General features: G+C 64.7%; 18 protein-coding genes and 1 tRNA gene. 7 read left to right on the top strand and 12 right to left on the bottom strand.

The annotated features are described in order from the left end of the window. Positions 1-48: 48 nt before the first annotated feature. Together ACERNI_RS14600 and ACERNI_RS14595 are read right to left on the bottom strand one after the other, a co-directional pair. Entirely contained in the window at positions 49-1,089 is a 1,041-nt protein-coding gene (locus tag ACERNI_RS14600; protein ID WP_448833985.1) for a branched-chain amino acid ABC transporter permease, read from the bottom strand. A gap of 315 nt (positions 1,090-1,404) precedes the next feature. After that, positions 1,405-2,598 carry an ABC transporter substrate-binding protein gene (locus ACERNI_RS14595; RefSeq protein WP_448833984.1) on the bottom strand — a complete coding sequence of 398 codons (1,194 nt, stop codon included), beginning with the start codon at positions 2,596-2,598 and terminating at the stop codon, positions 1,405-1,407. A 716-nt stretch (positions 2,599-3,314) separates the two neighbouring features. Between ACERNI_RS14595 and ACERNI_RS14590 the strand changes: the two genes are divergently transcribed. Further along, positions 3,315-3,390, top strand: a tRNA-Phe gene (locus tag ACERNI_RS14590). 396 nt (positions 3,391-3,786) lie between these two features. On the opposite strand, the gene ACERNI_RS14585 is transcribed toward ACERNI_RS14590, so the two are convergent. The 9 genes from ACERNI_RS14585 to ACERNI_RS14545 form a co-directional block, all read right to left on the bottom strand. After that, positions 3,787-4,509: a hypothetical protein gene (locus ACERNI_RS14585; RefSeq protein WP_448833983.1), complete on the bottom strand. Its 723-nt coding sequence runs from the start codon at positions 4,507-4,509 to the stop codon at positions 3,787-3,789. A 317-nt stretch (positions 4,510-4,826) separates the two neighbouring features. Then, on the bottom strand, positions 4,827-5,684 hold the full coding sequence (locus tag ACERNI_RS14580) for an MBL fold metallo-hydrolase (RefSeq protein ID WP_448833982.1): 858 nt from the start codon (positions 5,682-5,684) through the stop codon (positions 4,827-4,829). Positions 5,685-5,913: 229 nt separating this feature from the next. After that, positions 5,914-6,669 carry an SDR family NAD(P)-dependent oxidoreductase gene (locus ACERNI_RS14575; protein ID WP_448833981.1) on the bottom strand — a complete coding sequence of 252 codons (756 nt, stop codon included), beginning with the start codon at positions 6,667-6,669 and terminating at the stop codon, positions 5,914-5,916. A 36-nt stretch (positions 6,670-6,705) separates the two neighbouring features. Continuing rightward, positions 6,706-7,857, bottom strand: coding sequence for an iron-containing alcohol dehydrogenase (locus ACERNI_RS14570; protein ID WP_448833980.1), 1,152 nt, complete (start codon positions 7,855-7,857; stop codon positions 6,706-6,708). A gap of 2 nt (positions 7,858-7,859) precedes the next feature. Further along, positions 7,860-8,648, bottom strand: coding sequence for an enoyl-CoA hydratase-related protein (locus tag ACERNI_RS14565; RefSeq protein WP_448833979.1), 789 nt, complete (start codon positions 8,646-8,648; stop codon positions 7,860-7,862). Positions 8,649-8,783: 135 nt separating this feature from the next. Then, entirely contained in the window at positions 8,784-10,325 is a 1,542-nt protein-coding gene (locus tag ACERNI_RS14560; RefSeq protein WP_448833978.1) for an acyl-CoA synthetase, read from the bottom strand. A 456-nt stretch (positions 10,326-10,781) separates the two neighbouring features. Continuing rightward, complete coding sequence (locus ACERNI_RS14555) at positions 10,782-11,996, bottom strand: ABC transporter substrate-binding protein (protein ID WP_448833977.1); 1,215 nt, start codon at positions 11,994-11,996, stop codon at positions 10,782-10,784. A 361-nt stretch (positions 11,997-12,357) separates the two neighbouring features. Further along, positions 12,358-13,593 (bottom strand): ABC transporter substrate-binding protein, encoded by a 1,236-nt coding sequence (locus tag ACERNI_RS14550; protein ID WP_448833976.1) that lies wholly within the window; start codon positions 13,591-13,593, stop codon positions 12,358-12,360. A 130-nt stretch (positions 13,594-13,723) separates the two neighbouring features. Then, positions 13,724-14,947, bottom strand: coding sequence for an ABC transporter substrate-binding protein (locus ACERNI_RS14545; RefSeq protein ID WP_448833975.1), 1,224 nt, complete (start codon positions 14,945-14,947; stop codon positions 13,724-13,726). Between ACERNI_RS14545 and ACERNI_RS14540 the strand changes: the two genes are divergently transcribed. Together ACERNI_RS14540 and ACERNI_RS14535 are read left to right on the top strand one after the other, a co-directional pair. Continuing rightward, positions 14,938-15,228: a hypothetical protein gene (locus tag ACERNI_RS14540; protein ID WP_448833974.1), complete on the top strand. Its 291-nt coding sequence runs from the start codon at positions 14,938-14,940 to the stop codon at positions 15,226-15,228. The two genes, ACERNI_RS14545 and ACERNI_RS14540, sit on opposite strands and share 10 nt — an antisense overlap. Beyond that, on the top strand, positions 15,221-15,958 hold the full coding sequence (locus ACERNI_RS14535; protein WP_448833973.1) for an SDR family NAD(P)-dependent oxidoreductase: 738 nt from the start codon (positions 15,221-15,223) through the stop codon (positions 15,956-15,958). The genes ACERNI_RS14540 and ACERNI_RS14535 overlap by 8 nt, the downstream gene beginning before the upstream one ends. Before the next feature lie 52 nt (positions 15,959-16,010). Here the strand turns inward: ACERNI_RS14535 and ACERNI_RS14530 are convergent, their stop codons facing one another. After that, on the bottom strand, positions 16,011-16,730 hold the full coding sequence (locus tag ACERNI_RS14530) for a TetR/AcrR family transcriptional regulator (RefSeq protein ID WP_448833972.1): 720 nt from the start codon (positions 16,728-16,730) through the stop codon (positions 16,011-16,013). Positions 16,731-16,972: 242 nt separating this feature from the next. Here ACERNI_RS14530 and ACERNI_RS14525 point away from each other — a divergent pair, with 242 nt between their 5' ends. The 4 genes from ACERNI_RS14525 to ACERNI_RS14510 all read left to right on the top strand — a co-directional run bounded on the left by ACERNI_RS14525 (position 16,973) and on the right by ACERNI_RS14510 (position 21,684). Beyond that, a complete protein-coding gene (locus tag ACERNI_RS14525; RefSeq protein WP_448833971.1) occupies positions 16,973-17,806 on the top strand; it encodes a glycoside hydrolase family 25 protein in 834 nt (277 codons plus the stop codon). A 273-nt stretch (positions 17,807-18,079) separates the two neighbouring features. Further along, the gene (locus ACERNI_RS14520) at positions 18,080-19,252 is read left to right on the top strand and encodes an isovaleryl-CoA dehydrogenase (RefSeq protein ID WP_448833970.1); all 1,173 of its coding nucleotides are present in this window, start codon (positions 18,080-18,082) and stop codon (positions 19,250-19,252) included. 174 nt (positions 19,253-19,426) lie between these two features. Next, positions 19,427-19,837: a PRC-barrel domain-containing protein gene (locus ACERNI_RS14515; RefSeq protein WP_448833969.1), complete on the top strand. Its 411-nt coding sequence runs from the start codon at positions 19,427-19,429 to the stop codon at positions 19,835-19,837. A gap of 1,019 nt (positions 19,838-20,856) precedes the next feature. Further along, positions 20,857-21,684, top strand: a complete 828-nt coding sequence (locus ACERNI_RS14510) for an aspartyl/asparaginyl beta-hydroxylase domain-containing protein (protein WP_448833968.1) — start codon at positions 20,857-20,859, stop codon at positions 21,682-21,684. The last annotated feature ends 39 nt before the right edge of the window (positions 21,685-21,723 follow it).

Here is a 21,723-nt window from a genome sequence, read left to right as displayed (position 1 = left end):
TGGCGGAGACCTGATCAGCGCCGGCGTTGTCGGCGGGGGCTGGCGTATTCAATGGTCATCCTCCTCGACGACCGGCGCGCCCCAGGTGCGCCACAACAGGACCGGGATGATGATCAGGAAGACGATCACCTCCTTGAACGACGATGCCCAGAACGAGGCCAGGGCCTCGACAATGCCGACGAGAATCGCCGCCACCCCGGCGATCGGGTAACTGGCGAGGCCGGCAATGATGGCCGCGACAAAGCCCTTGAGGCCGATCAGGAAGCCGGTGTCGTAGTAAATCGTGGTCAGCGGCGACACGAGCACGCCGGACAGGGCGCCGATGAAGCCCGCCAGGGTAAAAGCGATGGTGGACGACATGGACGGGGCGATGCCGACCAGGCGCGCGCCCAGCCGGTTGACCGCGGTGGCGCGCAGGGCCTTGCCGGTCAGCGTCAACTCGAAGAAGGCGCCCAGCGCGGCGACCAGCGCCGCCGTCACGCCCATGATCCACAGGGATTGGCCGGAAACCAGCAGCGATCCCATTTCAAACATGGCGCTGGAGAACGGCTCCGTGCGCGAACCCTCGGCGCCGAAGAACACCAGGCCAAGGCCGGTGAGCGCCAGGTGCACGCCGATGGCGGCGATCAGCAGCACCAGCGTGGACGCCTCGGCCAGCGGCTGGAACGCCATGCGGTAGATGTAAGGCCCCATGGGGGTGATGATGGCCAGCGTCAGGGCGATCTGCACGGCGACCGGCGGCTTCATCGGCGCCAGCAGCATGGTGACCGCGGCAACGGCGGCGGGCAGCGCCAGATCCGTGCCGGCAATGGCCAGCACGCGGCGCGCCGACAGCGTGCGCCTGCCCTGCCACACCTGCGCCACGGCCGAGACGGCGCCGAGCGCCAGCAGCAGCCAGATGGTCGCCGGGGTCTGGCCCCGCTCCAGCAGCGCCAGGGTCAGGGCGCCGAAGCTGACGAACTCGCCCTGGGGAATGAAGATGACGCGGGTGACCGTGAACACCAGCACGAGCGAAAGCCCCAGCAGGGCGTAAATGGCGCCATTGATGACGCCGTCCTGAAGCAGGATCAGGAATATCGACAGGTCCACGTCGCGTTCCTTGTGGAGCCAGCAAGCTTTCCGGGGCAAAGCTTTCCGGCGGTGTGCGCAACGCTGGCCCGGCGTTGGGCCTGGTGTTGCGCTTTATCGCATTGATGCGGCCGGGCAAGAGCGCCCCGTCCCACGCAGGAGGCCAGTTCGCCCCAGGCGAAAGCCAGGTTCGCCCCGGCGGCAGGCCCTGGGGAAAGCGCCGGCATCGCCGGGCTGCGCGGCTCACCGGACGATCAGGCCCCGGCGACGGCGCAGGGGCCTGACTGTCGGACGCGCCGGCGGCGCCATGACGCCGCCGGTTGAGCGCCTTGCGCTTTATTTGCTGGCGGGCAGCAGCTTCCAGGCGCCATCCTTGATCTGCACCATGACGCGGGCCCGATCGTCCTGACCGACGTGATCCGTGGGCGTCATGTTGACGACGCCCTGGGTGTAGACCACATCCTTCGCGTTCTCGATGGCGTCGCGCAAGGCGGCGCGGAACTCCGGCGTGCCGGGCTTTGCCACCTTCAGCGCCGCCGGAATCGCCGCCTGCAGCAGCAGGCCGGCGTCATACATGTGCGCGCCGAAGGTCGAGACCGAGCCCTTGCCGTATTTGGCTTCATAGTCGGCGATGAACTTCTGGGCGATTTTCTTCGACGGGTGATTGTCCGGCAATTGATCGGCCACCAGCACCGGGCCGGCGGGGAGCACCGAACCTTCAACGTCCTTGCCGCCAACGCGGAGGAAGTCATTGTTGGCGGCGCCGTGGGTCTGGTAGATCGGGCCCTTGAAGCCGCGCTCCTTCAGGGTGCGGGCCGGCAGGGCGGCCGGAGTGCCGGCGCCGGCGATCATGATGGCGTCGGGCTTGGCCGCCATCAGCTTCAGCGCCTGGCCAGTCACCGAGGTATCCGGGCGGTTGTAGCGCTCCACGGCCACCAGCTTGATGCCCTTGCCTTCCAGCGCCGGCTTGATTTCTTCCAGCCAACCCTCGCCATAGGCGTCGGTGAAACCGATAAAGCCCACGGACTTAACCCCGCTGGCCGCCATATGGTCAGCGATGCCCTTCGCCATCAGGCGATCGTTCTGCGGGGTCTTGAAGGCCCATTTGCGCTTGTCATCAACCGGCTCAACGATCTTGGCGTTGGCGGCCAGCGACACCACCGGCACCTTGTTCTCGGCCCCGACCTCGACCATGGCCAAAGTGACCGGCGTCACCGACGAGCCGACAACCGCGTCCACCTTCTCCTCGGAGATGAACTTGCGCATGTTGGCGACGCCCTTGGTGGTGTCGGTGCCATCGTCCAGCACGATGTACTGCACCGGATGGCCCGCCACTTCCTTCGCCAGCAGCGCCACCGCGTTGGCCTCGGGAATGCCAAGCGAAGCCGCCGGGCCCGTGCTCGATACGGTGACGCCAATGCGCACCGGATCGGCAGCGCGGGCAACGCTGCCCGAGGCGATGAGCCCAAGCGCGCTGACGCTGATGGTCACGGCGGCGGTGAACGCCGCAATCCGGAATGCCTTCTTCATGCTTTTCCCCTGGCCTCAGCCTTGCCCCGTCAGAAAACGCCAGCCCATGCGCGCCGGAACGTCCCTGACCCCTCGTTTCACCACATTGTCCATGCGACGCGATAGCCGCATGGACAATGCCCCCAAATCCGGCCTGGCCGGAAACCCGCGACAGGTCTGGTCGCCCTCGCTGACCCGGCCCTGTGCGCCAGACAACCAGTCAATCCGGGCGATCAGGCAGCCACATGCAACCTGCATCACGCAAGCCGCGATATACGCGTCGCGACATGCCAGTAGCGCATCCGGCCCGGACCCGCCCGGAAAACCGCGCTACGAAAACGCAGCGAGACAACGCAACAGACCAGCGCGCCATCCTGGCGCTTTGGCGCGTTTCCACGCGCAACCCGGCCGTTGCGTCCCCGAAAACGCCGTGCTCCCACATGCATCGCCCGGCGAACAGCCCGCCATGCCATGTGATCCACAATTGCTGTCGATCGCAGCGCCTCTGCGGGACGGCTACCGGCGAGGCGCCGACAAGTCAAGAAACTGAACGGCTTAGAGTCTGTCCATCCGACAAAAGACGGTGTCTGGCGTATTTCCGATGCGGCGTCGCTGTCGCAACCACGCGACATTCTGTGGATAGCGTGATGGTTTCCGCCCCCGCCCCCACTGGACACCCGCCCCGCCCCCGCCTATAAGCGCCTCACCAACGCGGAAGAACACTCCGCGGACCGGTTGCCCAGGTAGCTCAGTTGGTAGAGCATGCGACTGAAAATCGCAGTGTCGGCGGTTCGATTCCGTCCCTGGGCACCACTTATTTTTCAAGTGGTTGCGGTCAGCTCCTCTCCTAAAAAATTAAGCCTTGTTACCGCTGGTGTTACCAGAATTCGTTCTTGGGGCGTTTCGCGTCGCCAGACGAAACTCTGCTACCCGGGATGACTGCTCCAGGCCGCCACGATGGCATATCATCGCGGTCGACATCTGAGAGTGTCTCGCCGCGCGCATGACATCCTCTGCCACGGCGCCCGCTTCAAAAGCCTCCGACGCCGCGCCCGCCCGGCAGTCCATATTCCAGAGATCGGGCAGCCAACCCGCCACGATCGCGATATCACGGAACTGGCGTGAGAAAGTCGCGCTTTCCTATCGCGGATGCGCATGGCGCTTTCAGCGGCGCGAATCCGCCTACATCCGCGCGATATGGCCTTGTTGTTATCTGCCCTGCCGCGCGTAGAGGCCACTGAAAGAAACATTGACGCCGCCGCACTGGCGATTGTCATCAACGAGCAACCACGGGCCGACGCGACGCATCCACACCTTGCAATCTGTCTCCGCCGCCTTCGTCACCGGGACGGCGCCCTTGTCGCCCATGGCGAAAGACAGGCCGCCGTCCACTGGCGTTACGTCGCCAGAGATCTCGCCCACATTGACCGCGCCGCGTTTCACCCGGTCAGGGTCCATGGAGCCGAAGGTCGCCTCCCCCCTGATTGCGAGCATTCCCGGCGTGGCGGCTGCCTTGATGGCGATGCTGGCCTCCACCCGCCGCCACTCGCCAATCCAGACTGGCGGCCTGGCCGGCGGTTCCGGCGCCAGATCAGCGCTGGTCAGCCAGCCGGAGCGCACGATCTCCTGAAAAGTCTCCTTGTCGCGATTGCGCGGCGCAACGAAATGGGCGCAAACGAAATCACCCACGGCGCCCGAGACGATGACGCGGTCGCCAGCAACCACAAACGCCTTCTCCCGGCATTTGTCCGAGAAACCGGGACATGCCGAGGCCTTGTCCGTGGGCAAGCCTTTGTAAAAATGGGTTTTGGCCACGCCCTGCCGCACCAGCGCCGTCGTCAGCGCCCCGCCGGTGGCCAGATCAGGCAGGTCAACGCACGCCCCGGCGGCGCTGGCCGCACCACCCGTGACCATCGCCAGGGCAAGAACCATTCCCCTGATCCCGATCGTGCGGAACCGGTACGGGCCAGATTGGCCCGCGACGACGTGTGACGCCCAGATCATGATCCGCTCCCCGAACCTGTTTTCAGCCAGGTTCCTCTAAAAAATTCCTGCAAAGGCCCCCAGCGCGGAAACCCCGAATGAAAAAGGGCGCCGCTCACCTCCGCGCAGGCATCCCACCCACGGGATATGACCAAACGTCATGCTAACCTGCAATTCCGCGTACGGATATCTGATCAGGCGGCGCCAGGACGCGTCGGCGCAAAGACGCGTTGGCGCAAGGCGCCCCTCAGAGCGAACGTGGGCCTTCAGACGATATCCAGGCGAAAACTGTCGCCCTCGCGACGGACGCGGCCACGGCCCGCCCCGGTGAAATGGCCGCCGAGCAGCGGCGTGCCAGCGTCAGCCAGACGATCGAACAACGCCCGCCGGGTCTGCGCCGATTGGGTCTGGTCGTAATCCGCCGTGGAAGACCATTCCGGCCGCGCGATCTGGCAAGGGTGATGCATCACATCGCCGCCCAGCAGCAACTCCTCGCCTTTCGAACGCAGCAGGATGCTCATGTGGCCGATGCTGTGGCCAGGCGTCGCCACCACCGAAACGCCGGGGGCGATCTCGTCGCCGTCGCCCACCAGATCGGCGAGGCCAGCGGCGGCGATGGGGGCCACGGAATCATCGAACACCGCCCGGTGTTCGGTGTCTTCCTGCTGGTCGCGCCAGTAATTGAAGTCGTCGCGGCCCATGATGTAACGGGCCTTGCGGAACGCCGGGACCCACTGGTCGCCTTCGAGCACCGTGTTCCAGCCGACGTGGTCGACGTGCAGATGGGTGTTGATCACCAGATCCACCGTATCGGCCGGCGCGCCGGCGTTGGCGAGCACATCAAGGAATGGATCGGTGCGGTTGTTCCAGTGCGGCACATGGCGGCCCTGTTTGTTCGCGCCCAGCCCCGTATCCACCAGGATGCGCGCATCCGGGGTTTCGACCAGAAAGGTCTGCACCGCCATGCGCAGCCGGCCGCGTTCGTCGGCGAAGTGCGGCTCCAGCCAGCCGATCCGGAGAATGTCGTCTGGCGTCGCCTGGGGCAAAATGAACTTGCTGCCGCCAGTCGTCTCCATTTCCACCACGCGGGACACGGTGATATCGCCAACCCTGAATTCCGCCATCGCGCCAATCCTTCAAGCGTTTTCCAACGAAGTGGGCGTCATTTCGCGCCAGGAAGAACGCATCAAAATTCAAACAATCCAGGGATCTCCCGCGAACCCGGCGCCGCGGGCCATGCCCCTGTCCGCTTTCGTGTGCGACGGGGTCCCGTGCAATCAGGACGCCGCCGCCACTTGGTCAGCCTCCGGCGGGTCATTGTCGCCAGAAGGCCTGAAGTCCTGACGCCTGGGCTCAGGTGCGCAGGGTCAGGCCGCCATCAGCCACCAGGCCGTGGCCGGTGATAAAGTCGGCCTCGTCGGAAGCCAGCAGGAACACGGCCCGCGCCATGTCTTCCGGCTGGCCGAGGCGGCGCAGCGCCGCCTTCTTCGCCCAGATGGAGGCGATCTCCGGGTTGGCGAAAGAGGCTCCAGTCATGCCGGTGAGGATGGCGCCCGGCATCAGGTAATTGGCGGTGATGCGGAATTTGCCAAGCTCCAGCGCCAGGGTCTTGGTCAGGCCAGCCACCGCGTGCTTGGAGGCGGTGTAGGCGGTCAGGCCAATATCCGTATCGAACGCCATCACCGACGCCGTATTGATGATGCGCGCCCGGCCCTTCTGCTGGGCCCGTTCGCGCAAGGCCGGAATGAAGGTCCGCGACGCCCGGAACTGCGCCGTGACATTGACGTTCATCTGGCGATGCCACTCGTCGTCGGTGGTTTCCTCCGCCAGCGACCGGCCGCTGACGCCAGCGTTGTTGAACAGGATGTCGACGCCGCCGAAAGTCTCCTGCACCTTCTTCAGCATCGCCTCCGGCGCATCCGCGTCGGTGACGCTTTTGGCCAGCGTCACAATGTTGGCGTGGCCGGCATGGGCCGAACCGATTTCCGATTCCGGCCGGTCCACGGCCAGCACCTGGGCGCCTTCGCTGGCGAACAGCTGCGCCGTGGCGCGGCCAATGCCGGACGCCGCGCCCGTGATGACTGCCACCTTGCCTTCAAAACGCTTCACGATGTTTCTCCCTGTTTCTTCTTGTGCGTGACGCTCTCACCAGGCGTCTTTCAGAATGTCGAGAATATCGCCCGGGCCGTTGACCTTGCGCGGATTGGTCCCGGTCCAGCGATCCTGCATGGTCAGTTCGGCCAGCAACGGCCCCTGGTCGCGCGTCACGCCGACGGCGCCCAGGGTATGAGGCAAATCCAGCCCCCTGATCAGTTCCGCGACGATGTCAGCGGCGTCCGCACCCGGGCGCCCCAGCGCCGTGGCGATCTCCGGCAATCTCCCGGCGGTGACAGGCGCGTTCCAGCGCATGGCGTGGGGCAGCGTGATGCAGGAGGTGACGCCGTGGGAAACGCCAAACGTCCCGCCGAGCACATGGCCGATGGCGTGGCTGACGCCCTTCTCCACCCCGCCCTGGCTGCCGACCATCGACAGCCAGACGCCGATCATGGCGTCGAGCCGGGCGGAGAGATCTTCCGGATCGCGCCGCGTCGCCGGCAGGGCGTGGCCCAGCAGCCCCAGCGCCCGCACGGAGGCGGCGTCCGCCAGCGGCTGGCTGTTGATGGAGCACAGGTCCTCCACCGCGTGGTCAATGGCGCGCACCCCGGTGGACAGCCACAGCTCGGCCGGGGTGTCGCGGGTCAGGGCCGGGTCGAGAATGACCGTCAGCGGCGTCATCTGCCGGTGCTGGTACATCTCCTTGCGGCGGCGCGCCGTGTCGGTGACGCCGGCGAAGGCGGTGAACTCCGCCCCCGAGAGCGTGCTGGGCAAGGCGATGACCCGCGTCGCCAGGCCCTGGCCATGCACCGGCTTGCCGCCGCCGACGATGGCGTCGAAGCCATCGGCCGTGAACACGCCAGCGGCAAGGCAAAGCTGCATCACCTTGGCGGCGTCAATCACCGAGCCGCCGCCAATCGCCACGATGACGTCGGCGCCGGCCTCATGGGCGCGGCGCGCGGCTTCCGCCACATCCGTGCGCGGCGAATGCGCGCCAATGCCGGAATGCATGGCGGCAAACGTCTCGCCCAGAGCCGCGCGCAGCCCACTCTCCAGGTCCTGCGCCCGGGCCAGGCTGCCGCTGACCAGGGCAAAAACGCGCGAGAACCCGCCGCGCCGCACCTCTGCGGCAAACGCTTCCCGCCATGGAGCGCCGAAGACAACGCCGTCGGCTACGGGGAAGCGATAGGCTCCCGCGCGCATGATCAGCGGCCCTGCCAGCGCGGCGCGCGCTTTTCAACGAAGGCCAGCGGGCCCTCCTTGTAGTCGAGGGTCTGGGCGTTGCGCGCGCCGGCCTCCTCGCTGAGCTTGCGCAGTTCGGCGTCGTTGAGATCGTAGGCCTGCCGGGCAACGGCGAGGCTCTCGCGGACCGCCACCGGGGCATTGGCGCAGATCGTCGTCGCCAGGGCTTTGGCTTCCTCAAGCAGCTTCCCGTGCGGAACCACCCGGTTGACCAGACCAAACTCACCGGCGCGCTTCGCATCAAGCCGGCCGCCGGTAGCGATCAGCTCCATGGCGATATTACGCGGAATGGCGCGCGGCAGGCGATAGATGCCGCCGGCCAGAGCAACGAGGCCGCGCATCACTTCCGGCAGGCCAAAGGCCGCCCGCTCGGAGGCCACCGACATGTCGCAGCGCAGCATGATTTCGAGGCCGCCGGCCAGAGCGAAGCCATTGACGGCGGCGATCCACACCTTGCTGCGCGGCATGTGGACGAAACCGCCAAAGCCGCCAGCTTCCGTGGCGATGCCGCCGCGACGTCCCGCCGAAACCTCCTTGAGATCGGCGCCGGCGCAGAACGCCTGCTCGCCCGCGCCGGTCAGGATCACGACCCAGATGTCGTCATCCGCTTCGGTGTCGCGCACCGCCTTTTCCAGCCCCTGGGCGACGGCTCCGTTGACAGCGTTGCGCGCCTCCGGGCGGTTGATGGTGACGAGGGCGATATGGTCGCCGGCTTTTTCAACCGTGACGGCTGGCTGGGCGGTGTCTGACACGAGCTGCTTCCTCCGTTGTCGCAGAACGGCCTCGCCCCCCGGGGCTGCCGCCCTGTCATTTGTTTATTGTGCGCTCGCCGGTTTTGGCGTGCGCGGGTTTCAGGCGGACAAGGCCCGCCTGAAACGGGTGATGCTTCAGATCTGGCGGCCGGCGCCGGCCCAATAGGGATCGCGCAACTTGCGCTTGAAGATCTTGCCGCTGTCCTCACGCGGCAGGTCGGCGAGAAAGTCCACCTGCTTCGGCACCTTGTAGCCGGCGATCTCGCCGCGCAGCCACGTGCGAACGTCCTGCCCCGTCAGGTCCGCGCCCGGCTGCGGCTGCACCACCGCCAGCACCGCCTCGCCGTATTCGTCATCAGGAACGCCAAACACGGCGCAGTCCGCGACGCCGGGCATGCGGTGCAGCGCCGCCTCGATCTCTGCCGGATAGATATTGACGCCGCCGGAGATGATCATGTCCTTGGCGCGGTCGCACAGGAACAGGAAGCCGTCCTCGTTCATATAGCCAACGTCGCCGGGCAGAATCAGCTGGCTGCGCTCGGAGCTGGCGCGCTTGGCGTCATCGAGCTGGTAAGTAAAATCGGCCAGGCCAAAGGTGCGGGCCCCCACGTCGCCAATCTCGCCGGGCGGCAGTTCATTGCCCTCCGCGTCAAGGATTTTCACCGTCGATTCCGGGAAGGCGCGCCCCACCGTTCCTGGATAGCGCATCCAGTCCTCGCTGGTGCAGAAGGTGACGCTGCCGGTTTCGGTCGAGCCGTAATATTCATTGATGACCGGCCCCCACCACTCGATCATCTGCCGCTTGATGGGCGGCGACACCGGCGCGGCGGCATGCACGATGAAGCGCAGCGACGACAGGTCGTATTTGTTCTTCACCTCGTCCGGCAGGCGCAGCAGCCGGTTGAACATGATCGGCACCATGTGGATGTGGGTGATCCGGTGCTGCTCGATCAGTTGCAGCAGTTCCTCGCTGTCATAGCGCGGCTGCAGCACGACGTTGGCGCCCAGACGGGCGAGGATCGAGCCGTAAGCATTCGGAGCCGAGTGATACATCGGCCCGGTGACCACGGTCACGAGACTGTTCAGGTCGGTCTCGCCATAGAAGCCGAAGGCGCGCGACAGCACCACTTGGGTCATCATCGCCTGGTCGGCGCTCGGCTGCGCCCGGCGCACGCCCTTGGGGTTGCCGGTGGTGCCCGAGGTATAGATCATCGAGCCTGGCGCATCCTGCGGCGGGTCGGCCAGCGGCGCGTGGCTTTCCAGCCAGGACGACCAGTTGGTCATGCCGTCGGGAATGCGGCCCTGTTCTTCGGAAACGCCATAGGCGGCGCGAATTTCCGGTGGCGTCTCGACCACGAACACCGGCACGCCCTGTGGGAACGCGCCGCGCACGCCCGCCACCAGATCGGCGTGAATGACGATGGCCCGGGCCTCGCTGTTCTCGAACAGGTAGCGGGCCTCGCTTTCCGTGTAGTGCCAATTGACCGGCACCGAATAGGCCCCGACCATGCCGGCGCCAAAGCTGGCCTCGTAGAACGCGAAATCATTGCGCAGATAGACCGCGACCGTATCGCCGCGACCGACGCCCAGTTCACGGAAGCCGGTCGCCGCCCGCGCCGCCCGCTCCATGAGCGCTTCGGTCGTGATGCGGCGATCGCCGCTGATAATCTGACCCATCGTGTTCCTCCCGTGGCGCACGGCGGGGGTTGCCGCCGTCGTCGCCCTGCTGCCGGCGCCGCCCGACCATCCTGTGTGGAGCCGACGCGGCAGGCCTTTAACTTTAGCCTTTAGTTCATGACAGGGGACAGCAAAGCGATGATCAGATCAACTGGCAACAGACACAGCCATGCGCGGGCCTGGGGATAGCCCTTCGCGGGAAGCGGGCGTCCCGCGCGCATCTGCAACGGGCAGGCGCGCCACCCGGGCCGCCATCCGATCATCGGGACTGAACGCGCGCCCTGGCGGGGCGCGCCTCCCTGGCGGGGCCTGCCTCCCTGGCGGGGCCTGCCTCCCTGGCGGGGCCTGGAGCGGAGCGCTCCGCGCAAGTCGCGACGCCGATCCGCGCGCCCCGAAAAGGCAGGAGGCCGCCCGTGGAAACGGGCGGCCCATGTTCAACCGGCGCCGGCAAGCTGCTCAACGGCCGACGAGATCGTCCTGCAGCGCCCAGCTTTCGCCGTTGAACGTCTGCAACCGCAAGGAGCGGAAGGCATTGACGTCATCAGGCGTCGTCTTGACCGCGACGCCAGGCAACAGCATCGGCAGCGATGGTTCATCAATGCTGGTCGCCATCTTCATGATGTTCTCACGGGTCAGATTGTTCCCCGCCCGCTCAAGCATGCGATGCAACTGCACGGCAGAAATATAGCCGATGATGGCGCTGCCTTCGATGATGCGTTCGCGCAGGCCCACCTCTTCCATGAAGGCGATGAATTCCTTCATATCGGGGGACTTGTCCCACAGGGGGTCATGCGGGGTCTTGTAGGCGATCGCGGTGATCAGGCCCTTCGACTTGTCGAGCCCCGCATGGCGCAGCACGCCGCCAATCGACGCGGACACCGAAACGATGACATGCATCGGCTTCCAGTCCAGCTCATACACCTTGCGAATGGTCTGCGCGCCGAACTTCGGCGTGGTGATGGTGAACAGCGTATCGGCGCCCGACGCCTTCAGCTTGACGATCTGCGAGTCGACCGTGGCGTCGGCGATCTCATAGCTGGCCTCGGCAACGACCATGTCCTTGAGCCGGTCGCCCAGCCCGTCCCGGAAGCCGGCGAGATAGTCGCGTCCGAAATCGTCATTCTGGTAGAGAATGCCGATCTTCGCATTCGGCTTCGTCTTCATGATATGGTTGGCGAAGATATGCGCTTCCATGTCGTATGACGGGTAGAACGCCATGGTCCATGGAAAATTCTTCAGATCATTCCACTTGCGCGCGCCAGTGGAAATCAGGACCTGCGGCACCTTTTTGCCATTCAGATATTTATGAATGGCGGTATTGCTCGGGGTTCCGACGTTGCCATAGATGAAGAGCACATGCTCGCTTTCGACCAGCTTGCGCGTCTGCTCAACGGTTTTCGGCGGACTGTAATGGTCGTCGAGGGAAATCAGCCTGATCTTGCGGCCGTTGATCCCGCCCTTTTCGTTGACCTTGCGAAAATAGGCCTGCTGCACCATCCCCTGAACGCCATAGGCCGAAGCGGGGCCGCTATAGGGCATGGTCTGGCCAATAATGATTTCCGTATCTGACGCCCCCGGCCCGTATTTCTTTTCCCCCGCGCCGGTCGCTCCAGCCTGACTGGCAACGCCGGCCGCCAGCAGGCCCGCCAACAACACTGACCGTTTCCACATGCCTGAATATCCTCCCTTGTCTGGTTTTTCCGTCTTGCCCGGTTTGCGCGTCTGCGCCGGCAAGGTCCGTCCCGCCGGGCTCCGGTCCTGGGTCTCCCCAACAACCGGCTCCGGCTGCATGGCGCGTTCTTTTGCGCGCTTTTCTGAATGAACAATGGAGCCCGAAATGTAAGCGGTCGCTCCATGCTCAAAGTCCCGGACGCCGCATGGCCAGCATGCTCGCATGATGGTGCGCATGCGATGCATCATGCCCGGCCGTCTGACAGGCGCTGGAGCCGCCCCCGATCATCATGGCCCGGCCAGCGCCCCGGTTTGGGCGAAATCTGATCGGCCAGACGGTTCCGTCTGGCCACAAGACGCTCTAGTGCTGCGCCGAAATGGCGTCGCCGAACAGCACCCAGCCCTCGCCTTCAAAGCGCTGCAGGCGCATGGCTCCGAAGGGGCTGAGATTGTCTGGCGTGGTCTTCACCTTCACCCCAGGCAACAGCAGCGGCAGATCGCTGTCATCCAGGCTGCTGACCTGCTTCATGATATTGGCGCGGGTCAGATTGTCGCCGCAGCGCTGCAGAACGCGCTGCATCAGGGCCGCCGACACGTATCCCAGCGAAGCGGAGCGGTCGGTAATGTATTTTTCCAGACCCGAAGCCTTCATGAAGTCGATGTATTCCTTCATGTCGGGAGAATTGTTCCACGCCGGGTCAAGCGCCGTCTTCAAGGTGGCCGTGGTGATGACGCCCTGGGAAGCTTCGAGCCCGGCGGGCTTCAGCACGCCGCCAATGGACGAGGCGACGGAAACCAGCAGGGTCTTCGGCTTCCACGCCACCTCATGGGCCTTTTTCAGCGCCTGGGCGCCAAATTTCGGCGTCGCCATCAGGAAGAAGACGTCTGCGCCGGAGTTCTTGAGCTTGACGATCTGGGAATCGACGGTGGGGTCAGTAACCTCATAGGTCGCCTCCGCCACCACCATGGACTTGAGCTTGTCGCCCAGCCCTTCCTTGAAACCGCGCACATAGTCGCGTCCGGCGTCATCATTCTGGGACAGGATGGCGATCTTGCCGTTCGGCCATGCCTTCAGCGCGTGGCGCGCGAAGATCATCCCCTCCATGTCGTAGAGCGGATAGAAGGCCATAGTCCAGGGGAAGTTCTTTGGATCATTCCAGCGCGAGGCGCCGGTCAGAATCAGGATCTGCGGCACCTTCTTGCTGTTGAGATATTTGTGCACCGCAATGTTGGGGGCCGTGCCGATCGCGGCGAACATGGCGAGCACCCCCTCCTGCTCCACCAGCTTGCGCGTCTGCTCGACGGTTTTCGGCGGGCTGTAGGCGTCGTCAAGCGAAATGAAGTTGATCTTGCGGCCATTGACGCCGCCCTGCTGGTTCGTCCTGTCGAAATAGGCGCGCTGGACCATGCCTTCCACGCTGTAGGCGGAGGCCGGCCCGCTCCACGGCAGGGTCTGCCCGATCTTGATTTCGGTGTCGGTGGCGCCCTGGTCGTAGTGTTTTTCCGATTGCTTCTGAGGGTGCTTTTCAGCGGCGAGCAGCGGCGATGCTGTCATGGCGACGGCGGCCAGCGCCGCGAGCAGGGCTATGCGCTTCATCCCGTTCCTTCCCTTTCATGCAGTCAGGCGTTTGTTGCAACTCCGGTCGTCAGGAGGATCATGTCGCGCCAGCCGGACGCACCCAAAAACGACAGGGCCAGGCTTGCGCGGCCTGGCCCTGTCTGTTTGCTCAGTGCTTCTTCTGCGCCGAGATCGGCTCGCCGAACAATTCGAACCCTTCGCCCTTGAAACGCTGCAGCATGAGCGTGTTGAAGGCGGAGAAGTTCTCCGGCGTCGTGTGGATGGTGACGCCAGGAAGCAGAATCGGCAGATCCTTCATGTTCAGGTTGGTCGCCTGCTTCATCAGGTTCTCGCGGGTGAGATCATCGCCCGCGGCTTCCAGCATCCGGTGCATGAGCGTGGCTGACAGATAGCCAAGCGCGGCGCTGGAATCCGTGAACATGTTCTCCATGCCGATGCTCTTCATGAAATCGGCGTAGGCCTTCATGTCCGGGCTGTCCTTCCACTTCGGATCGCCAGGCGTCTTCAGGGCGGTGGCGGTGATAACGCCCTGCGAGGCTTCGAAACCGGCGGGCTTCAGCACCGAACCGATGGAGGCGGCCACGCTCACCACGAAGGTCTGCGCCTTCCAGTCCAGCTCGTGCTTCTTGCGGATCGCCTGGGCGCCGAATTTCGGCGTCGCCATGAGATAGAAGACGTTGGCGCCAGAATTCTTCAGCTTGACCATCTGGGAGTCGACGGTGGCGTCGGTCACTTCGTAGGTCGCCTCGGCTACCACCATGGACTTGGCCTTGTCGCCGAGCCCCTCCTTGAAGCCGCGCACATAATCGCGTCCGGCGTCGTCATTCTGTGACAGAATGGCGATTTTGGCGTTCGGGATATTCTGGACGATGTAGCGACCATAGATCGCCCCCTCCACGTCGTAGAGCGGGAAGAAGGAGGTCGTCCACGGGAAGTTCTTCGGATCGTTCCACTTGGCGGCGCCAGTCGAGATCAGGATCTGCGGAACTTTCTTGCTGTTGAGATATTTATGCGTGGCCGTATTTCCAGGCGTACCGACCGTCCCGTAAATCGCCAGCACATTCTCGTTTTCAACCAGCTTGCGCGTCTGTTCAACCGTCTTCGGCGGGCTGTAGGCGTCGTCGAGCGAGATCAGGTTGACCTTGCGCCCATTGATGCCGCCCTTCTCGTTCAGCTTTTTGAAGTAGGCGGCTTCGACCGTGCCCTGGATGCCGTAGGCCGAGGCCGGACCGCTGTAGGGCATGGTCTGGCCAAGCCTGATTTCGGTGTCCGATACGCCGGGGCCGTATTTTTTCTCGGCGGCCACTGCGGCCGTCGCGGCCATGGCGACGCCTGCGATGCCCGCGAGCAGAAACGCGCGTCGTGCGATCATTGTTTCCATCCCTGAAAGTTGCCACGGCTTTTTGTGAACCGGAGATCCGCCGCCCCCGAAACCTGCTGTCGCGCCGCCTGCAACAGCAATCCAGCGAGGCTAAACACAAATTTTCAAAACTTCCAGCGCAGTTCTTCACGATCCGCGCCATGACCGGCCAATGGCTTGACGACAGCGGGCGCCTGTTCAAAAACAGCAGCAATCGCGATGCGCCTTGCGGCCCGCCGCGCAAAAACCAGGACAACGCGCGACGCGCGCAGGGAGAGACGCCAGATGAATGAACTCGACTTCACCGGAAAGAACGTGCTCGTGGTTGGCGGCTCCAGCGGCATCGGCAATGGCATCGCCCAGGCTTTCCGCGAAAAGGGCGCCAATGTCTTTGTCTGGGGCACGCGCGCCAGCGCTGCTGACTACAAAGCAGACGAAGGCTGCGATCTCACCGGGCTGCACTATTCCCAGGTCGACGTCGCCGATTTCGACGCCGTGGAAGCCCACAAGCCGCCATTTGAAACCCTCGACGTGCTGATCCAGTCGCAGGGCTACGTCATCTACCGGCGGGGCGAGTTCAAAATGGACGGCTTCCAGAAGGTGATGGACATCAACCTGAACAGCCTGATGGCCGTCAACATCAAATTCCACGACATGCTCTCGGCCAGTCGCGGATCGCTGATCATGATCAGCTCCACCGCCGCTTTCCATTCCACCAAGGGCAACCCGGCCTACAACGCCTCCAAGGCCGGCGCCGTCGGTCTGGTGCGCACCCTGGGCGAGGCCTGGGCGCCGGACGGCATCCGGGTGAACGGCATCGCGCCCGGCCTGGTCGACACCAAGCTGACCAAGGTGACCACAAACAACCCGGACCGGCTGGCCGCCTCCCTGCGCGGCATTCCCATGGGCCGTCTGGGCCTGCCTGCGGACATGGCCGGCGTCGCGCTGTTTCTCGCCTCGCCGCTCGCCGCTTATGTCTGCGGCCAGTCGATTCCGGTCGACGGCGGCCTGATCCTGCACTGACGCAACGGCGCCGGGCGGGCGGCGCCGCCGCCCGACCCGCTCAACGGCATTGTTATTGGGCCTCGCCTGTCCACCCCCGGACCGAGGCGGCGACCAGGCCTGCATTCGACAGGGCCGCGCCAGGCCGGGCTGGCGTAACCATCAGCGCCACCGCCGTGTCGATGATATCGTCAATGGCGAGACGGCTGGCCCACCACGTCGCGCCTTCCAGGATGTCTGCCGGCGCGTCAGGCCTGGCGGCCAGTTCGCGCACCGCGTCCCGCTCGGCGAGGGCCGCAACGATATGCGCCTGGGAAATGGTGAAGCGCTGCAACAGCACCGTCTCCGGAAACCCCGGAAGCAGGCGCCGCAGATGCGCGTAACAGCGGCGCGTTCCGGCGCTCCAGCGTCCCTCCAGCGGATTGTTGGCCAGATGGCGCTGGTTCAGCCGCACGCCGGCGAGGAACCGGGCGTAACCTTCAAGCCGCTCATCCGCGTCGTCCAGCATGCTGTCAACGAGGATGGCCGTGATGGCGCGCAGATCGGGCGCCGCGACGCCCGCCTCAAGCCCATCAAGCGCCTTGCGGCGGTATTCGTCGATGGCCCGCGCGCCCTCCATCACCAGTTCCTTCACCAGGGCGTCCTTGGATCCGAAATAATAGTGAATGGAGCCATTATTGCGGGCGCCCGCTTCAGCCACCACCTCCCGCACAGAGACGCCATTAACTCCGCGCCTTGCAAACAGTTTCCGGGAAGCGCGCCGGATTCGTTCTGAAGTAACATCTGAAGACATGGCAATATTCCCTGAATAATTATCAGAAGTTGACGCGGAAATTAATTTATACAACTCGGATCGCCTACAGGTTGAATTTAGGTTTAATTTGATGCGCCGGTCAATAGGCTACAGCTCATCCAGATGACAAAACGCCGGAACTGGGCCATGGCTCGTAAAGCGCACGTCCGACCTGGCGGCGACACGCGCCGTTCACCTTGTCCGGTAAGGCTCCGTCAATATTTCGCAGACATAGAAAATCCATGGTCCGCACAGCATCCCGCCTCCGGTCTGCCGCGGCGCTTCCGCGCGCGTTTGGCAAGGCCCTCGCCAGCAAGTTCCGCGCCCGCGCAATCGCGGCGGCGCTGGCTTCCGCCGTTCTCGCCTCATGCGCGGCGGAGCAGTCGTCCATGGTCTTCGGCGAAATGACCGACGCGCGCCCCCACCCGGGGGTGGCGAAGGCGCTCAAATTGCCGGTTCACGGCATCGACGTGTCCCGCTGGCAGGGTGACATCGACTGGCGCGAAGTGCGCCGGGCCGGCGCCACCTTCGCCTTCATCAAGGCGACCGAGGGCGGCGATCATGTGGATCCGCGCTTCCTCGACAACTGGTATGGCGCGCGAGATGCCGGCGTGTGGCGCGGCGCCTATCACTTCGTCTACTGGTGCCGTCCCGCCCGCGAGCAGGTGGAATGGTTCATCCAGCATATCCCGAAGGACCCGGACGCGCTGCCGCCGGTGCTCGACGTGGAGTGGAACGGCCATTCGAAGACCTGTCCGAAGCGGGTCTCGCGCGCCGAGGCTCACCAGATGATGGAGGTGATGCTCAACGCGCTTTACCAGCATACGGGCAAGCGGCCGGTGATCTACACCGACATCCCCTTCTTCCGCGACGTGCTGCAGGAAGGCGGTTTCGAGCAGTATCCTCTGTGGATCCGCAGCACGGCGGCCGAGCCGCACATGCGCTACGATCGCCGCTGGTATTTCTGGCAGTACACCACCACCGGGCGCGTGCCAGGCATCAAGGGCGCCGTGGACCGCAACGCCTTCTTCGGCACCGCTGACATGTGGACAAAGTTCACCAAGGGCGATCTCTGATCCAGCCGGCGGCGGCGACGGACATTCGGGGGCGGCGCGCAGGCGACGCCCCCTTTTCGCATCAGGCCCCATCCGCCCCGTCATCCATCCGCCCTCCCGCCGCTGTCTCACTTGCAGCCCCACTTGCAGCCCCACTTGCAGCCTCGGTTGCCGTCATCGCCCAACAGGGGCTTGCCGATCCACGGCTGGCGCGCTGTATTGTCCGGCGACTGGCCCCTGGCGGCGGAACGCGGTTGCGTATCCAGTGGGGGGCCGGACTTCAGGAGAGGAAACATGGCCATCAGCAATTCGCCGGGCTTCAACTTCGATCTCGGTGAGACCGCGGACCAGATCCGGGCCACCGTGTCTGCCTTCGCCCAGGACAGGATCGCGCCGCGCGCCGAAGAGATTGACCGCACCAACGCGTTTGCCCGCGATCTCTGGCCGCAAATGGGGGAGCTCGGCCTGCTCGGCATGACCGTTGAGGAGGAGTATGGCGGCACGGGCCTCGGCTATCTCGAACACTGCATCGCCATGGAGGAGATCTCGCGCGCCTCGGCCTCCATTGGCCTGAGCTACGGCGCCCACTCAAACCTGTGCGTCAACCAGATCCGCCGCAATGGCACGGACGCCCAGAAGCGCAAATATCTGCCCAAGCTGATGTCCGGCGAGCATGTCGGCGCCCTCGCCATGTCGGAAACCGGCGCCGGCTCCGACGTGGTGTCCCTGAAGCTGAAGGCGGAGCGCAAGGGCGACCGCTTCGTTCTCAACGGCACGAAATTCTGGATCACCAACGGCCCCATCGCCGATACGCTGGTCGTCTACGGCCGCACCGATCCGGGCGCCGGCCCGCGCGGCATCACCGCGTTCCTGATCGAGAAGACCATGAAGGGCTTCTCCACCGCCCAGAAGCTGGACAAGCTCGGCATGCGCGGCTCGGACACCGGCGAACTGATTTTTGAGGATTGCGAGGTCCCCGAGGAGAACGTGCTCGGCCAGGTGGGGCGCGGCGTCGAGGTGCTGATGAGCGGCCTCGACTATGAGCGCGCCGTGCTGGCCGCCGGCCCGCTCGGCATCATGCAGGCCTGCATGGACGTGGTGATGCCCTACATCCATGAGCGCAAGCAGTTCGGCCAGCCCATCGGCGCTTTCCAGCTCATCCAGGGCAAGGTGGCGGACATGTATGTGGCGCTGAGTTCCTGCCGCGCCTATGTCTACGCCGTCGCCCGCGCCTGCGACCGGGGCGAAACCACCCGCGAGGACGCCGCCGGCGCCATTCTGCTGGCAGCCGAAAAAGCCACGCAGATGTCGCTGGACGCCATCCAGCTGCTCGGCGGCAACGGCTATATCAACGACTACCCGACCGGCCGCCTGCTGCGCGACGCCAAGCTGTACGAGATCGGCGCCGGCACCAGCGAAATCCGCCGCATGCTGATCGGCCGCGAGCTGTTCAACAAGGCGGGCTGATCCCGCTTCGCGCCCACAAGCTGCAACCGACAGCCCGGCCGGGTTTCCCCCGCCGGGCTGTTATCGTTTCAGGCCCACATCAGCACGCCGTCATGCAACCTGGACACAAAAATCCGGAACAAACTCCACTGCCATTGGTTGACCTAACGTAATACCAATTGCAGGAGAAATACAATGCACAAGCTTGCAGGATCTGTTGCCGCTATTCTGATGGTTTCAGGCACACTTTCTGGAGCTGCTCTTGCCCAAACAGCACCAACGCCAACAACGAAACCGATTTTTCTGACCATTGAAGAAGGCCCGGCTGTTTACAGCAGCCTGAAAGGCCTCAACGTCAAGAACGCCGGCGATGAAACCGTGGGTGAGATTGCCGATGTCGTGATCGACGGCCACAACGTCAACGCCTACATCCTCTCGGTGGGTGGCTTTCTGGGCGCTGGCACGCACTATGTCGCGGTCGCGCCAACCGCGCTGGCGGTGACGTGGAACGATAGCGACAGGAAATGGAACGCCCGCATGAACGCGACAAAGGAGCAGCTGAAGGCGGCGCCGCAATTCAAATATGAAGGCCGTTTCGCCAAATAGGTCCTGAGGATTTCGGGGAAGAGCACGCATTTTGGCCGTGAGGAGAGTGCGTCAGGCCAGAGAGCCAAAGCCGCCTCCGGAGAACCAGCTCCACCGGAAGCGGCTTGCCTCCCGCAAAAACGCCCATACGCGAGGAGCCGCCGGCGCAACCACAGGTTGGCCGGCGGCGGCGATGGACGACATCATGAATCTCATCAACAGATAGTCCCTGACCAGATATGCATGGCGTCCTGCCATCGCAGCGATGGCGCAGGCGCTGATGTCGTCACTGGCGTTAGTCCGGGGCGTCGTGCGCGGCGCTGGACAGGGCCCGAGCGCCGGATCGCGCGCTGGCTAGCAGATTGGCCGGCCGGCGGGCGGTGCAGTCGGCGGCGCGGCGGGCGCTGTGGGCGGCGACGGCGCAGGGGCGTCAAAGGCGTCCTCGCCCCCCCAGGACACCCGGGTGGGGCGCGCGCCATGCGCCAACACCCGCAGGGCGCCATCATCCGGACCAAAGCGCTAACTCATTCTTTTCACGCCGCCACGGCGCCCAGACATAACCAGTGCTCTCGCAGGACGAGGCCGCCTCAAGAACAGGTTTGCGGCCGGGCCAGAGCACTCTCCCGCAGACTGCGGCGCCGGATCGACCAGAGTTCGCTCAAAACAAAGGACGTACGGGAGCCTTTTCCGATCAGAATGGGTCGAAAAGGCTCCCGTGCGCCCTGCCTCCGCCGGCGCCGGAACTGGCCCGCCCCTGAGGTTGTGATCAGGCGCGCGGGCGTCGCCTGGCCGGTTCACGCCATCCTGCAACGCCCTGTTACCCTTGCGCGTCATGACGACATGTTTCCGTCACATGGTCGGTTTTTATCTGCAATCTCCGCACCCTGGCTCTCCCGTCTTCTCTCCGGCTTTCTTCGGCCCGCGCCTTGCCAAACGGCGGTTGGCGGATGCAACATCCGCGCGATCGTTCGCCGTGGCGTCCGCGCCAGCTGGCGCAAGCGCCACGGCGACGCCATGCACCACAAGTTCCGGATCAGATCGTGACCCAGCAAGTTCCCCCATCCGCCACAGGCAAGCCCGAACAAAACTTTGGCACCGCCGGCATCGAAGCCATGGAGCGCCCCGGACTGGTGACGCGTTTGCTGATGGGCATTGTGGAGCGGGTCGAGCGCCTCAATCTGCGTCATTCAAAGGTTGGCAATCCGCCAGTGTACGACAAGGCGACCTTCCCCTGGGTCGCGGAGATCGAGCGGGAGTGGCCCCTGATCCGCGCCGAGCTCGACAAGGTGCTGGCGCGCCAGTCCGAACTGCCGAGCTTCCACGAACTGTCGCCGGACGTGAAAACCATCAGCGACGACAGCCGCTGGAAAACCTTCTTCCTCGCCGGTTACGGCCTGAAGTCCGGGCGCAACATCGAACAGTGCCCGGAAACCTGGCGGATCATGCAGAAGATCCCCGGCCTGAAGACGGCGATGTTCTCCATCTTCGAGCCTGGCAAGCACCTGAAGCCGCATCGCGGCCCCTACAACGGCGTGCTGCGCCTGCATCTCGGCCTGATCGTGCCGGAGCCACGCGACAAGCTGGCGATCCGCGTGTCCGACCAGGTCTGCCACTGGGAGGAAGGCAAGGCGCTGGTATTCGATGACGCCTACGAGCATGAGGCGTGGAACCATACGGACAAAACCCGCGTCGTGCTGTTCGTGGATTTCGTCAAGCCGCTCCGCTTCCCGGCGAGCTTCTTCAACTGGCTGTTGCTGAATGTCGCCGTGTTCACGCCATTCATCCGTGAGGGCGCCGGCAATCAGAAAGAGTGGGAAAAGAAGTTTTACGCCCAGGCAGAGGCCATGCGGAACCGCCCCCAGACCTGAGGGCGCCGCAACGCGGGACCACTGGCCAGAACGCCGCCT

Source organism: Camelimonas sp. ID_303_24 (assembly GCF_053543495.1).
This window is presented reverse-complemented; position numbering and strand designations above follow the sequence as displayed.